The sequence below is a fragment of the Paraburkholderia sp. RL17-337-BIB-A genome (genome assembly GCF_046025895.1).
GTDB classification, from domain to species: domain Bacteria; phylum Pseudomonadota; class Gammaproteobacteria; order Burkholderiales; family Burkholderiaceae; genus Paraburkholderia; species Paraburkholderia fungorum_C.
The window spans coordinates 114,863-128,986 of sequence record NZ_JARESY010000002.1; the positions used below are offsets into that span (position 1 = coordinate 114,863).

At 55.9% G+C, this 14,124-nt stretch carries 12 protein-coding genes; 11 read left to right on the plus strand and 1 reads right to left on the minus strand.

All coding sequences use genetic code 11. The features are described 5' to 3' along the window. The first annotated feature begins 918 nt into the window (after positions 1 to 918). The 11 genes from P0D84_RS21535 to P0D84_RS21585 all read left to right on the plus strand — a co-directional run bounded on the left by P0D84_RS21535 (position 919) and on the right by P0D84_RS21585 (position 13,333). Positions 919 to 1,608 carry a hypothetical protein gene (locus P0D84_RS21535; RefSeq protein WP_408340188.1) on the plus strand — a complete coding sequence of 230 codons (690 nt, stop codon included), beginning with the start codon at positions 919 to 921 and terminating at the stop codon, positions 1,606 to 1,608. 329 nt (positions 1,609 to 1,937) lie between these two features. Beyond that, complete coding sequence (locus tag P0D84_RS21540; protein ID WP_408340190.1) at positions 1,938 to 2,621, plus strand: TnsA endonuclease C-terminal domain-containing protein; 684 nt, start codon at positions 1,938 to 1,940, stop codon at positions 2,619 to 2,621. A gap of 68 nt (positions 2,622 to 2,689) precedes the next feature. Further along, positions 2,690 to 5,134, plus strand: coding sequence for a TnsB C-terminal domain-containing protein (locus tag P0D84_RS21545; RefSeq protein WP_408340192.1), 2,445 nt, complete (start codon positions 2,690 to 2,692; stop codon positions 5,132 to 5,134). Positions 5,135 to 5,339: 205 nt separating this feature from the next. After that, on the plus strand, positions 5,340 to 7,214 hold the full coding sequence (locus P0D84_RS21550) for an ATP-binding protein (RefSeq protein WP_408340195.1): 1,875 nt from the start codon (positions 5,340 to 5,342) through the stop codon (positions 7,212 to 7,214). Then, positions 7,214 to 8,251 (plus strand): TniQ family protein, encoded by a 1,038-nt coding sequence (locus tag P0D84_RS21555; RefSeq protein WP_408340197.1) that lies wholly within the window; start codon positions 7,214 to 7,216, stop codon positions 8,249 to 8,251. Before P0D84_RS21550 ends, P0D84_RS21555 begins: the two co-directional genes overlap by 1 nt. 90 nt (positions 8,252 to 8,341) lie before the next feature. Beyond that, on the plus strand, positions 8,342 to 9,385 hold the full coding sequence (locus P0D84_RS21560; RefSeq protein WP_408345894.1) for a TniQ family protein: 1,044 nt from the start codon (positions 8,342 to 8,344) through the stop codon (positions 9,383 to 9,385). A 245-nt stretch (positions 9,386 to 9,630) separates the two neighbouring features. Then, positions 9,631 to 9,861 (plus strand): hypothetical protein, encoded by a 231-nt coding sequence (locus tag P0D84_RS21565; RefSeq protein ID WP_408340199.1) that lies wholly within the window; start codon positions 9,631 to 9,633, stop codon positions 9,859 to 9,861. Between the two features lie 204 nt (positions 9,862 to 10,065). Continuing rightward, positions 10,066 to 10,299, plus strand: coding sequence for a DUF6471 domain-containing protein (locus P0D84_RS21570; protein WP_120306377.1), 234 nt, complete (start codon positions 10,066 to 10,068; stop codon positions 10,297 to 10,299). Positions 10,300 to 10,937: 638 nt separating this feature from the next. Beyond that, positions 10,938 to 11,720 carry a metallophosphoesterase gene (locus tag P0D84_RS21575; protein ID WP_408340201.1) on the plus strand — a complete coding sequence of 261 codons (783 nt, stop codon included), beginning with the start codon at positions 10,938 to 10,940 and terminating at the stop codon, positions 11,718 to 11,720. Between the two features lie 408 nt (positions 11,721 to 12,128). Continuing rightward, on the plus strand, positions 12,129 to 12,341 hold the full coding sequence (locus P0D84_RS21580) for a BPSL0761 family protein (RefSeq protein ID WP_408340203.1): 213 nt from the start codon (positions 12,129 to 12,131) through the stop codon (positions 12,339 to 12,341). 182 nt (positions 12,342 to 12,523) lie between these two features. Then, positions 12,524 to 13,333, plus strand: coding sequence for a hypothetical protein (locus tag P0D84_RS21585; protein ID WP_408340205.1), 810 nt, complete (start codon positions 12,524 to 12,526; stop codon positions 13,331 to 13,333). 256 nt (positions 13,334 to 13,589) lie between these two features. Here the strand turns inward: P0D84_RS21585 and P0D84_RS21590 are convergent, their stop codons facing one another. Further along, positions 13,590 to 14,060 (minus strand): hypothetical protein, encoded by a 471-nt coding sequence (locus P0D84_RS21590; protein WP_408340207.1) that lies wholly within the window; start codon positions 14,058 to 14,060, stop codon positions 13,590 to 13,592. Positions 14,061 to 14,124 lie beyond the last annotated feature (64 nt).

The window sequence follows — 14,124 nt, forward strand, 5'->3', positions numbered from 1 at the left end:
CAAGAAATCGGATGCGCCCGACAGCAATCGGTGGCGCGAACGCTATTTAGCATCGCCACGTTGTGAATGGGCAGGCGCTGTCTGTACTCGTTGTCCGTTCGTGAGACCGGCTTGTCATCAGGATCATAGCGATGGGGGCCGCCGTAATCGCACGGCAACCATCACACAATATGCATAGGAGTACATATGAAGTATCGAATGCAGGATCGCACTGAATTTGGGGAGCAGATTACTGTTGGGAGGCTTCCGGCGATTCAGATCGCAACGCCCGGATGTGACTGGAATCTCGTAACCCGCTTCTCTCGCGAGGTTCCGACAACGATTGTGATCGGTGGTTACGAGAGCCCGGATTGCAGCCTGGCGACCTTCGAGATGATTGATGGCCAATCATGGTGGCTTCCAGCGGGTTGTCGTCGCGTGCCAGAGGCTGGCGATTCGGGCGCATGGCCACATTGCGTCTCGCTCCAACGACGCGACGTAGACCTTGGAACCGTTCAGCTCAGTGGGGCGTCGTTGCGGCTACCCGCCACGGGCGCGAATTCGGTTGAAGACGAACACGCCAACCCGAAAATGCTGAGGCGGTTTTTCCGGGAGGACGCAGCGTGGCTCGCAGATATCGTAAACCGTCGCTGTGACGACACTGCGATTTCTGTTGTCGCGACTGCCGGTGGCGAAGAGGGACGTAGGTCCATACAAGAAGTCCCGGACATCCGTAGCGCGCTGCGAGAGGTCGGTCTGCAACTGCAGCAGGCTTCAAAATTTACACTGCCTGAGGCCCGATGCCGTGCGCTTATGCGGAAGGCCCGGCGTGCATTAAGTCGGTACGCGTCAATCCACATTGACGCGGAAGGTGTTTACTTGCCTCAGAAGGCACTTTTACCTTACAGCATAAATGGGTCCAGGATGCTGGGAGCGCGAATGCCGCTCGTCGACAGTCCAGCCCCGGGCGTTCGCCGCGTATCGACAGCCGACCTGCTCTATACGACGTCGTCGCGCTTCCCCGGGCAGGAGCAGGACGACAGGCCGCACTTATGTGACCATGTGTTTGCATGGTGTCACGTTATCGCTTTTCTCACTCGGAGGCTCGCAGGAAGTGGTTTGCGTGCGGCTATCGAAGGCCTCCCTCTGGACGCCCTGGCGGGCGAGTGCCGCATCGTCGTCAGCGTGTTTGTGGAGGGCGTATCTATTGAGGTGGAGGACGAGATGGCGTGCGACTTAAACAATGCCATCGCCCGCACGCCGTACGCCGCTTTTGTGCACGTTCACGTTCTCGGCGTGCATTCCATCGACGAGGTAATGGAAACCGTGCGAACCCTCGGGCACGATGCAGTCGACTGCATCCACGGCGCACTGATGGACGATGCCGACTCTTTCCGACCGCACGATCTGACGGCCGTACAGGGGCAGGAATCCGTTGCCGATGGGTTTATGGTTGACCGTCGGATGAATGACGAGCGGCAAGGCGAAGAAGTTGATTATGCAGCCGACTCCGTGCAATGCGAAGACACCACGCATTGTCAGGGTGCACCCACCTGGAGTTCTCGTTTGTCGGACGATCAGACCGTCGACGATGAGCAAGTGCGTGCTTTGGAATACGAATATAGCTGAGGTGTGGACATGGGCGCTGTGCAGGCCGAAAGGCACAAGGCCAGACTTCTGGCGTTTTGAGTACCGGCCGGAGTTACCTCAGCGTGCTGGATTGTAGGCCGCAACTTCGCGTGCGATTGTTCGGCAGATGCGTTTCCGGGTCTCGAGGAGCCGTCCGCGATTTTTTGACGAGTGAATTGCTATAGGAGCTTGGAGCAGAAAAGAAATCAATTGGTAGGGCGCATGGAACCTTGACTCAGGATCCGTCGCAACCAGGCGTGAGCATACGACTCGGTCCATCGAGCGGCCGCGTGCACCGAATTCCAGCGGCGCGATTTGGCCGTGAACTCGTGTATCTCGCTTCCGATTGCGAGCTCGCGACCTGGTTGTATTGTTTCTTCCAGGCGGATGTTCGGCACATTGCGACGCAGGTCGATTGTGAGCCGGAGGATACAAAACGAATCGCTGTCGAATGCGGAATGAACCATCCTCGCGACCGCCGAGGGCGGACTTGGACTATTTCAACCGACCTTGTTGTGACGCGCGACAACGCGGGTAGCGTGAAAACGGAGGCAATCAACGTAAAGCCGAACGATTTTGACATCACACAGGAACGCTTCCAACGACTGTGTGAAATCGAGGCCCGTTACCACTATGAACGAGGGTCGGCCTTTGCGCTCGTACTCAGTCATGGGCTCAACACAAACTGGGCGCGAAATTTTTTCTACCTGTATCCGGCGGCCGATGCTTTCTATCGGAGCGGATTCAGTGACGAACAATTGCACGTGCAGACGCGCGTCCTCCGACGACTGAGGCGCCCGAATGGCGCACCCACGGTGCGCGACGTGTGCCGACATTTAACCCAAGAGGAGAGGTTGGAACCGGGTGCGGCGGTTGCAGCTTATCGTTCCCTGCTCGCGACCAGGAAGATCTGGACCAGCATGAATGTCACAGATCTACTCTCTGTCGCTCCTTTCGCGGTCACAGATCAGAAGGTTGGGGCCTTCGATACAGTCAGAGTGGGAACAGTTTAAGCAACTAACTGCGGCAAACCTTCCAGTTGGCTTCGCCGGCGGGCGGGTTTGCCTCAAAGGAGATGCGTATGGCTATTGAGGTCCGGGCCGTTCCGACAATAGCTCTTCGCGAGCTTTATCAGGACACCGGCAGCAACAAGATTTATCGGATTGTGTTCACAGGTTTCGGCCAGACGCACACGTACCTGTGCCACATTCTCGGCGAGCGATTGGATCTCCTGAAATTCGATAGCCAGGAGTTCCTGCGATTGCTTGACCCCGCAAAGCCAGACCGCCGCTTTGTTAAGTACGGTCACGATCCGTTCGCGCTCTCATCGATGGCTAGTCGAGGGACACCGGGTCAGGAACAAAAATCGGCAGACAACTGGAGGGCGATCGGGCCACTCGTTGAGGGCTTTGATGATGACGGAAACTGGCGCCTGCGATGGCTGGTCGACTCTGCTACGCGGGCTCGTTTTTTAAGGGAACACGCGGCGCAGACGGGGAATTCTGTTGGCCTGCTGTACAAACTCCTGCGCCGATACCTGCAGCGCGGGATGAATCGTCTTGCTGTCGTCGGGCAGTATGCGAACTGTGGTCATCTTCGTACCAATGTGCTGTACACAGCGGGGGAGGTGAGCGAGGGGCCTATCCTAAGTGAGCGTATAACGCGGAAATACGAGGGGCGGCCAGGGCCTCCTCCTGGTGATACCTCTCATACTTTTGCGGTGCCATCGGGCGAACTCGAGCGTCTTATTGAGCAGCACCTCGATATCTACGCAACCTGGAGAGAGGGAGTCTGGGCACTGCCGCCAGAAGCACGAGCGTTGGGCCGGCGAATACGCAAGCGGGCGCGCGATGAGCGCGGCCTATTAGCAGTAAATCCTGCTCGCGCGGCACGCGCACGCACACCATCGATGGACCACCGGCCGGCGCGCGGAAAACGTAGTAAGCCAAGCCTGCAGGATCTTACGGACTCAATCAATTACCAACTGCGCCGTGATGTCGAAGTTTGGGATGACGGTCATCTGGTACATCTAGTACTGCGAAAGACGGGCGTCGTAACGACACGTCAAGTCCAATGGATGTGGCAGAAGTCCCGACCAGATTTTGTACGTCGTCGAAAGCGGCACCCCGGCGAAAAGCAGCTTCGACCGCTGCCGGCGCCAGGCCGTGCCAGGCAACACGTGCAGGGGCCAGGGCAGCAGTTTCTGGTTGATTCGACCGTATTGGACGTATACGTCGTGTCGCCATTGGACCGAAAGAAGGTCTTGGGGCGACCCACGTTATACCTGATCGTAGACCTTTATTCGGGGATGATTGTCGGCCTGTATCTTGGTCTGGAGCACCCGTCGCGAGAAGCTTGCGCGATGGCGGTGGTGAATACCGTAACGAACAAAAGTGAGTATTGCACGGAGCTGGGGTTCGATATCAAAGACGAGGACTGGCCTGTCTGTCATCTACCGTTTGAGTTCGTCGCGGACCGAGGCGCGGAATTTTGCTCCACCGAACCGTGGACGGGTTTGGCACAAACGATCGGTGTTGGAATGAGCAATGCACCGCCGCGTAAGCCTCGATGGCGTGGGCTGGCAGAGCGCCGGTTCGGAATTGTGCCGCGTGCGTATCAGACCGCAGCTTATGGTGTGGTCGAACGCGATTTCAATACGCGGACTGGGCGGCGCTATGCGTGGGATGCGCGCTATACGTGCGCAGAGGTCGAATTGATGCTGCTGCGCGCGATACATGTGTACCACCGCACGCCGGTATCAGGTGACCAGCCCCCTGTGTGGGACATGGTCAACAACCACGACGCAAACACGCCCTTGAATCGTTGGAACTACGGCATTGCGAGTGGATCCGGGACTTTGCAAACTGCAACGCCTGAAGAGATACGAATGGCTGTGTGGCCAAAAGCCCGAGGGCGTTTGTATCGCGATGGCGTTCTGTTTAAAGGGATCTGGTATCAGTGCAGGATATTGCTGGAGGAATTTCGACGTTCCGAACATGGTAAGGGTGCGCGTCGCAGCCAGTCTGTCGAAGTTCAATTCGATCCGGCAAATCTCGGTGAAATTTCGGTGTTTGTTTATGGATATCGCCAGACGTGTCTCCTCGATGCGAATCGCAATGTACATCAGTTGTTTGGTGTATCGCTTGCCGAGTGGGAGGAGTTGCGCTCTAAGGATCGCGCGAACCGACGTGCCAAAAAGCTTGCGGAGCAGGCGAAACGTTACCTGTTGATGCAGAACACTCAGATGGACAATGAACTCGCGGGTGAAGAGCAACGCAAGCAACTGCAAGAGGCTGGTATGGATCACCCTGACGCATCCGACATGAAAACAGAGCGGGCGAAACAACGCCGAATCGACGCTGAAGCCGTTCGCAGCCGCCGCGCAGCAAAAGCGATAAGTAAGGGTATCACTCACGCCGACATGACAAATAAGGAGGAGCAACCGCGCCCGGAGCCGGATGCAATAGAGGAGTTTGACGATCCATTGCGCGATGCGATGTATGGCAATGCGCCAGAAGTCGTGTAGTCCCGCAAGCTTTTGGGGTGGACCATCGAAGCCACGGGCCTGCTGACCTGATGCTCAGTTTGCCGTCACGCGGAACCGTGTAAAGGCGAATGGTCGCCTATTTTTATTCAATGTTCTTCTCATTAGTCTGTGCTCACGCGTACGTCTCGCTCACTCAACGGGCGATACGTGCGCGTGAACCAAGATTATTTTTTTGGAGATGTCTATGGATGATGCAGTGCTGGAAGATGAAGTCGAGGCGAAAGCAGAGCTGCGGCAGCAAATTGGTCTGGAGCACAAAGAAGGCGCTCACACCAAGGTGGGTGCAGTTAAGGTTAAAAAACGGGATGTCGAGCTGATTCCAGGGGACGCTTCCCGTTACCGTGTAAAGGCGGTGTATCACGATCCCGCTCTGGAGCCGCCCGAATATCGTGAAAACCCGTTGATCCTCGCGTTGCCGCCGTATCACAGGCGCCTTGAAGTCGCGGCGGCCATCAGCAACCTGTATTCAGTGGCACACGACGATGCATTCAGGAACTGGCCCACGGAAATCCGCCTGATGGCACTTTCGCGGATTTTCCGCAATGTTGTGAGCCAGCCGATACATCTGAAAATGCTCGACTGGATTCATCAACACATGCGGGCCCACTATCAACCGCTCCATGATGACGAGGTGCGAAGCGATCGCCAGGCGAGGTATGAATCTCAGCAGGCGGGAGGTATCGAAACGATTGAACCATCCGAACGATCTCACTCGCCTGCAGTTATCGTAACTGGCTTATCGGGGCTTGGAAAATCAACTGCTGTAAAACTGGCGTTGAACCAGTTTCCTCGAGTGATTGAGCACGAGGAGTTCAAGGGAAAGGCCTATCGCGTCACGCAGATTGTCTGGCTGTATTCAGATTGTTCTCATAACGCGTCGGTCGGTGCCCTGTGTCGATCGATTCTCGCCGACGTTGATGCGCTGCTCGGTACGTATTATGAAAAAGAGATGGGCTCGCGCCGCGTCAACGCGGCCGATTACGTACGAAAAGTTTCCACGGTCCTTCGATACCACAAGGTCGCCATTCTCGTTCTGGATGAAATCCAGAACGTTCTGAGCAAGGGACCTGAGGGACGCCTCCTCGATGAACTGGTGAACATGTTAAATGGTCGACCGTGTCCGTTGCTTTGTGTTGGGACACCTGAGACAGCACTACTGGGTCCCAAAAAAATGCGGCTTGCGCGTCGCATTGGTGCGCACGAGATTTCGCTTCAACCATTCCACAAAGGACTGAAGGCGCAAGGATACCGGGACCGTGACTGGTTTCTCCAATCGGTTACGCGTTTGGATTTTCTGACGCACCGATTTACAGACACATCGGGCGTCTACGACGCGCTAATGACGGCGAGCGCTGGTGTGCCGGCGTTCATTACTCTGGCGTGGTGGAGCGTGCAATATCTGGGGATCACCAAAAACGAGAAAATGGTGACAGCCAATCTCGTGCGTGCGGCAACGCAAGAGATCTTTGGGATGGTTCGCGGACTGATCTCGGTGCTTGAACGTCGCGACTACAAGGCCCTCGCGATGATAGGCGATGCAGCCGTCGACACTTTGAGGACGGAAATCGACCGTTGGGTTACCGACGAGGACAGTGCTGCTTTTCACAAGGCCCGGGCGGAGCAGGATGACATCAATCACTTTTATTCCGCGTTGGCTGTGTTGATGAGTTTGGGTATCGGACAGGGTGACGCCGAGCGCAACATCTCGACGGTTCAGCGGGAGACGCCTGCAGCTGACGTGAAGGAGATCGTTCGCCGCGTCCTTGAAATAAGACGCAAGCCTTTTGCGTCAAAAGATGTCGGGCGGGAAAGCAATGTAGCGGATGGTCAGGATTCGAGCGCATCGGACCTCAATCACGCGGCAAGTGAATCATCGGCACAACCGAAGCCGCCGGCGGAAAATGCTTGTCCGGATGAAAAGTCCGCCAAAAAGGTCGACGGCGTTGGTAATTTCCGCATCCGGAAGAAACGGAGCGACGTCAGCGCCGATAACGAGCATGCGGTGAAAGCAAAGGAATTCGACTCGCGTACTCACCCGGCATCCGAGATGGAGATCTGATGGCTGTGTATTTACCCGAGCCAGTGCACGGCGAAAGCCTGACCAGCTGCGTTGGGCGGTATGGCCGCGATCTGGATGTCGTGCATTGGCCGGGTTTTGTGCAAAGACTTTTCGGCTACAAGCATGCGCTTAATCCGGCATATGGTCGAAATCTTAACTATCTCGCGGAGGAGACGAGAGCGTGTTGGGGCATGAGTGGCATTAAGATTGCCCGGAACTTGACGCTTGTTCCCTATCTCTGCGCATTTCGTACTGAGGTGGCTGGAAAAGAGCTCGAGGCGCATGTTGTTGGCCGTCTCGGGCATAAACGCTCGTTTCTGGCGCGCTCTATTGGACGCAACCGGGCGCTACGATATTGCGTCCGCTGTTTCGAAAGCGACTATGCGCAGGGGCAGCCGCTCTACTGGCGGCTACTGCATCAGGCACCGGCCGTGCTCGCCTGCGATAGGCACGGCGAGTGGCTTCACGAACTAAGATATGGCAACCATTGGTGGGTTCGTTGGCCTGCTCCGGAGTTGGCGAACAGCGCGCGCGCACCGGCGTTTCTGGGCAAGCCGGAACCCATCTGGAAGGATGTCTCGACGCTGTCTCGCCAGGCGCAAGAGGGCAAGTGGCCTTTGCTGGTTGCAGCGTCGCCGGCAGGCTGGACTCATGCGCTGGGAGAGTTCTACTCGCTTTGCGACCCGATTGACCGAGATGAGCTACATCGCACGTTCTGTAGTGCGTTTGGTGTCAGGCAACTCGAGAAGCTAGGACTGCGGCTGTCTGCCGGTAATGACTGGCTTTCCGCGAGACTATGCGGCCGTGCACGGGGACTTGCACCGTTCACTGATGTTCTGATAACGGCGTTTTGCCATAGCTTACTGCGAAGGGCCGAGTGGCCGGGCTGGCAGCCCTGCGTGAATGCCTTCGCTACGCACGGTGAGGGTCAACTTGCTCAATGGATATCGCAAGATGCTCGAGGGGTTAGGGCCGCGTGTATCTGTGGTTCTTCGTTTTCAATCCCGCACCGAGGGTTAGCCACGAGCTCCAAGTGATGACCCTTGCCTCGTGGTCAAACGTCATGGTGCGTAAATGAGTTGATCTCTTTCAATCCGGAAATAAGTGCCATGGCTATCTATTTGCCAATGCCGTTCGACGACGAACTTTTTAGTGGACTGATTTTTCGTTACATCTCGATGTTGGGTGTGAAATTCTATTCCCACTTTCGAGGGGCTCGTGATATGGCGCGTGGACTACGTCTGCCGAGACTGCAAACTCTCGACTGGTGGAGCGAAGAGACGCACCGCAGTCTCGGGCTCTCGGGCCTCGAGATAGCAATGCGACATACAACGCTTCCCTTTTATTCCGCCCTTCGAGTTGGCATTGACTCGACGGAGGCGTACGAAAAAATCCAGTCACACAACGTTAGACCGACACTGCTTATCCCACGCGAGTTGCGGTTCTGCGGTCAGTGTTTCCGGGAGGACCGGCTGATCGGACGTCGCGCCTACTGGCGGCGTTCTCACCAGCTTCCCGGTGCATTGTATTGCCACATCCATCAGGTCCCGCTATATCAGACTCGCAAAGACATGGAGGGGACTGCTCTTTATGATATCGCGACGGCAGAGGAAACGGGCGTGCGGTTCGAACTCGATGTGAACGATGCGCAGCGCACCAACATCGTAGCAGTTGCGAAACTGACGAATTGGATACTGAGCAATCGCTCTGCTTACTGTGGCAGAGTTGGTGGATCTCGCTACTTTTGTGAATATGCGGTCCCAGGGCGGGAGACGCAGCGAACGTTCGTCAGTTCCAATGTCGCTCCTGCACGATATCTCGCTCATTACGGAGAGTCATATATTGACAAATGCGCCACCATGTTCGGGGCTCGATGCGTTGCACGGATAAAGAGTAGAAGCCGTGGTCCATACGTGAAGCGCGAAAATATGGATCTCCTGCTCCGGCATGCGATGCTGAAGCAGTCCTGGGATTTGGCCTGGCCGAAATGCGTCAACCTGAGCGCAGCACATGGTCCTGATTACCGTGTGAGTTCGGTCGCGAGGCTAAACGATAGGTGGGTCGCGACCTGCGAGTGTGGGTGCACATTCGAGTATGTCCGCGTGCCGATTGAGGCCGGAGTGAGATTCGAGGTCACGGCGATGAAATTGCCTAACGTAGGGAGTGATTGAGTTGACATGTGCTTGAGCGGAGAGCCGCCTCGGCGGGGATTGCACCAATCGTTACCGTCAGGTCCTCTTCCCTTAATGCCGGTATTGGACGTCCGCTGTGTTGGCACGATGTGCAACGGGCATAGCCCGACGTCCAGACTATTCCGACATCCCTTGCCGCCGCTTGTGCAGTGCCGGGCAGTGCATTGTCATGCGGACGCCAAAGATTCAAATTTGGCTACAACCTGTCGGTGATGGAGGCGTACGTGGCACAGGATCGCAAGGAGCAGCCTCCCGCTGATAAGTCCCACCAGGTGATTGCGAAAATCACTGCGGAGCCAGTTGGCAGCCTTGGACCCACGTCAAACGATGGAAGAGAGCAGACGGCGGCGCTTCTGGTAATTTTGGCAATGGGGCAGAAAGATCTTAAAGCTGGCAAATACAGCGATGCGGATGAGTTTTTCAAGGAATTTGACTCGGATCCGGAATCGCAGTGACCCACTGCCATAGCTTCGTGGCCGGAGCTAGTATTCTTCGGCCATTTTTCACTTGTCCTTTGGGGCAGCACCCTGCAGCAGGTCGGCCGAGCTGGCAAAAGCAAAGAATCTTTTTTCTAGCATAAAAATCTCATATGTGAGACTATAGTGTGGCCGATGCAAGAGCCCGAGCGATACTCGCGCTTTTCGTCAGGTGTGTCGTTAATGATCGACTGGAATCTGGAAGCGAAGCGTTTGCTTCGGGCGGAACTCGTCCGTAGACAGATGGGCTACAGGCAGCTTGCCGTTCTACTTGAAGGACTTGGTATTCAAGAAACCGAACGTTCAATCGCGAACAAAATTTCGCGAGGAGCTTTCACATTTGCATTTTTTCTGCAATGCATGAAGGCGTTGGGTCGTCCGGCGGTGCACATCGACCTGACGGATATCGGCGATTGAACACACTGGAGTGGATAGTGGAGTTGGCATACGCACAAGCGCTGTCCAACGATCAAGGGCAGTTGTACTCCAGAGAAGTAAGTAGGGTAGCGATACAACCCTAACTTCGGCAACTACGTGTTGACAGGCTCAGGCGAGTTTCCATGAATAATATTATTAGGATTGCAGATTAGTTGAGCTTGAACTTCCGGGCAGGACATTTATGACTGTGTCTGAACTTATTGGAATACTCAGGAACGCTCCTCAGGAATCCAGGGTGACGTTCTTGACATGGGGTGCCGACGAAGATGAGGTACAAGACGTCGTCGCTGTGGCAACGCCGGGATGTATTTGGACATGGGCTGCAACCGCAGAAGGTGAGCGCAGTACTTCGCGCCCTCGTGCGTTGCAAGCGCCCTATGTTCCGAAGGAGTCAAACGTCATTCCGTTGTCGGTAAGTCTCGTCGTCCTCGGATCCGATGAGGATATCTTAACTACCCGGCGATTTCGGGATGACTGACGCCACGATAGCTGTGCGTGGCGCCGCTGGCGCACGTGTGGGAAGGCGGGTTGCAGGGGCAGGGCCGAAGTACGAAGAGTAACAGGGCCACTGTCGAAGGATGAGTGAGTCGCCCCAGCCCAGCCGCTGAGGAGTGGAAATGAAAATTCAGGTTGCGTCGGATCTTCATCACGAAATGGCACAGCCATTCTCCAGGTTGGCCATGCCGCTTGCGGTAGGGTGCGAGACGGATGTCCTGGTGTTAGCGGGCGATATTCATGAAGGTACCAAAGCTATTGAGCTGTACGGCAGCTGCAAAGTCCCGGTCGTGTACGTGCCTGGAAACACTGAGCCAAATAGACTTTCCTTCGAAAATTATTTGGAGGAGGCCCGTGCGTGCGCACGAAGCAGTTCCGTGCATTTTTTGCATGAAGACGAACTCGTGCTCGGGGAGGTCAGGTTTCTCTGCACCATGCTCTGGACGGACTATAGCTTTTACCCGCTACTACTGGACGATGCCTTGGGTAGCGCTGATACGGAAAGAGAAACGGACGCGCCCGTTGAAAGAGGGGTACGCCGCTTTTTCCGGCCAGAAGACGCACGTGAGCATCAGCGTCGAACCTTACGTTGGTTAGCGGCTCGCCTTGATGAGCCGTTCACAGGCACAACGGTTGTCGTCACCCACCATGCACCATCAGGGCTGTCAATTCCTCAAAGGAACCAGGCTCGCTCTCTTGATGCTTCTGATGCGTCCAATGTTGAGCTTCTAACGTTAAAGTCAGACCTCTGGATGCATGGGCACATTCATGAGTCGAGCGACTATCAGATAGGCACTAGTCGGGTGATTTGTAATCCACGAGGGCGACCTCGACCGAACTCGAAATATCCAACGATTCCTTACGAGAACGCCAAATTCAATCCGCTTTTCGTTGTTGATGTGTAGATAACGGATTTTGATCTTCGGAGGAAAGAACCGTGTCTCTTTACGTAACGTCCAGCGCTGAATCCGTATACCTGGAACGATGGTCGATTCGCGAATCCGACAAGGGAGAAAAGCATTTTTTGGGGCATAACATTCTCAGTCAAAACGGCCGCGTTAGTACCGCAATCAGATTCTTTGATCCGGTTACGCGTACTGGAACGACGGCTACTGGGAGCAAGTATCGGTTGCTCGGTAAAGCCGGTCGCGATTCCGATGCAGAGTACGTGTGGGGTGCTGCAGCCAAGGCTTGGGGAATCAAAAAGTGGGAGGATGTCACCGCTAGTCTTGTGCCAGATTGGAGGGTCGGTCTCCCATTGACAGATTCAGAGTTGGACGAAATGCGAGATATCAATTAGGCGGAGAGTGGCGATGACTCAACCATACGAACGTTCGAATGCAGTGTTGCGTGTGCGAGATTTGCTTTGTGAGCTTGCGGATGCAAAAGACGGTTCAGATCTGCAAGCGTTCCGAGAGCGGTCGCGTGCGTTGCTCCGGCATTTCCCCGAGCGCGTCCATCTGCATCTGTCAGCGGCGTTGGCGCCGGAGATTTGGGGAGAGCCCTGCTCGAGGACTCGTAACTGACCAATGCTGGCTTTCGAGTCAACCTGGGGCGGCAGGAGGCGACGGCCAGCGTGAGGGCTATCCCTGTTCCTCCGGGCTAACCTGCAATCGGGACCATGACGAACACAACGACAGGCACACAACAGGCTGTTTCCTGATGGCGTTCGTCACGCCAGCTACGTTTTGACTTTTCTTATCACAAAATGGAATCTTCGTCGCAGCGCGCGTTCTATGAGAAGCTTAAGCGGCAGTCCATCAGGGCGCGCCGGCAGATGATACGAAGCGGCGAGCTCCTGACCGAAGAAGAGTTTCGGCGGCGCCGACCTATCAGCCCTAGCCAACTGTCACGCTTGCTGACTAGTGGAAGCGTCTTTTCGGTCGACGTCGAAGGAAGGCAGTACTACCCAGCCCTGCTCGCCAACCCAAAGCACGACAGCCGACGCCTGGCGACAGTCTGCCGAATCCTGTGGCCCGCTGAGCCTCATTCTCGCTTATTCTTCCTGACGGCTCGCAATGCCGCCCTCGGCGGGGAAACTCCGCTTGAGGCGATGCGCTCGGATGAGGGCTACAAACGACTGCTCGTGAAAGCGCGCGGGTGGGCGTCGGAATGGTCGCGTACGGTCGTTGAGGTGCGGGTCGGCGAATACCTGGATCCAAATTCTCTCCTTCCGCTCGCATGCACGGCTGTTACTGAAATTGATCCGCGTACTTCTGTCTGGCGTCGTGCGCTCGACGCGCTGGAATCTGCGGGAAATGTGAGGCCCGATGGCCCATACTCAAAAGCGGCGGCCGTGACCGTTTTTATTTTTCTGTCCAGGGCTGGCGAAGCTGGCGCCACGGAAGAGGCGCGTCTGGATATTGTCGTGGAGAGGGGCGTCGCACACACGGGAGTCGTGGCCGCCGGCTTCCCTCGATCTGACTTGCCATCGGCGCGCGTGGGTAAAGCTGACGACGTTGTCGAGGTCGCGCGGAAGGTTATCGGCCAGGCGAGCAAGCGTGCTCATCAGCGTTGATCAGATTTTTCCCGAGGAGCGGATTGCGCGGGTCCACATGCTACTCGTGAACCGGCCATAGCGCGCCGTGTGAGTGCCATCCAGCGGGGGTCTGTCCGATGCAAATTGGAGGGGGCAGAAAATTTGGCGCGATTTGCCCAATTTATCCGCTCAGTATCTGCCTGTCGTCGCGCAGATACTGAGCGGATATTTTAAGTTTTGAGCGGATAGTCGGGCGTAATTTCTATCACGCATGGATCCGTGACGTATCTAGCGTCTACTCATCCTCTGCGGCCTGCGATGGCTGTTCCAAACCGGTTCGCGGCGCAAGCGCGACAATTTCCTGGATCTGAGCAGCGTGTCGCGCGGGGATGATTCGGTCTTTTGATGGATATGCGTTACCTGTCAGAGTAATAGAACCCAAGTCATCGATAGACATCCACGGCTGCTCTGGTGGACCCATCTGGTCGGTCCCTCCTAGAAATCCGACAAACACGGACCGTTGATTTTGAGCAATGCCAAATGCCCGCGCCTCGAGGGTGTGCCTGTTGTTCCATTGGTCACAGTAGGTCACGATGTGTGCGGAAAGCACGGCATGGACAAGGTCTATGTCACCTTCGAACATCGCTTGGATTTCGGCCGCGCCCATGGTGTCAAAGTCCGCCGGTACGCTCAGTTGCCACTTTGCAATGCCGACCCGCCGCATCGCATTTTCTTCGTTTGCCGCGTCGTTCAGGTCATCTTGCATTTTCGTGTTCCGCCGCTGAGGAGGACGCTACAGTTTAGCTGAAGTCCATCGACGTTAGTTCGGA

Bases quoted from the DNA above. Each gene is read 5' to 3' on its own strand.
- P0D84_RS21535 (WP_408340188.1), top strand. From the start codon at position 919: ATGCCGCTCGTCGACAGTCCAGCCCCGGGCGTTCGCCGCGTATCGACA.
- P0D84_RS21545 (WP_408340192.1), top strand. From the start codon at position 2,690: ATGGCTATTGAGGTCCGGGCCGTTCCGACAATAGCTCTTCGCGAGCTT.
- P0D84_RS21550 (WP_408340195.1), top strand. From the start codon at position 5,340: ATGGATGATGCAGTGCTGGAAGATGAAGTCGAGGCGAAAGCAGAGCTG.
- P0D84_RS21555 (WP_408340197.1), top strand. From the start codon at position 7,214: ATGGCTGTGTATTTACCCGAGCCAGTGCACGGCGAAAGCCTGACCAGC.
- P0D84_RS21560 (WP_408345894.1), top strand. From the start codon at position 8,342: ATGCCGTTCGACGACGAACTTTTTAGTGGACTGATTTTTCGTTACATC.
- P0D84_RS21570 (WP_120306377.1), top strand. From the start codon at position 10,066: ATGATCGACTGGAATCTGGAAGCGAAGCGTTTGCTTCGGGCGGAACTC.
- P0D84_RS21575 (WP_408340201.1), top strand. From the start codon at position 10,938: ATGAAAATTCAGGTTGCGTCGGATCTTCATCACGAAATGGCACAGCCA.
- P0D84_RS21580 (WP_408340203.1), top strand. From the start codon at position 12,129: ATGACTCAACCATACGAACGTTCGAATGCAGTGTTGCGTGTGCGAGAT.
- P0D84_RS21585 (WP_408340205.1), top strand. From the start codon at position 12,524: ATGGAATCTTCGTCGCAGCGCGCGTTCTATGAGAAGCTTAAGCGGCAG.
- P0D84_RS21590 (WP_408340207.1), bottom strand. From the start codon at position 14,060: ATGCAAGATGACCTGAACGACGCGGCAAACGAAGAAAATGCGATGCGG.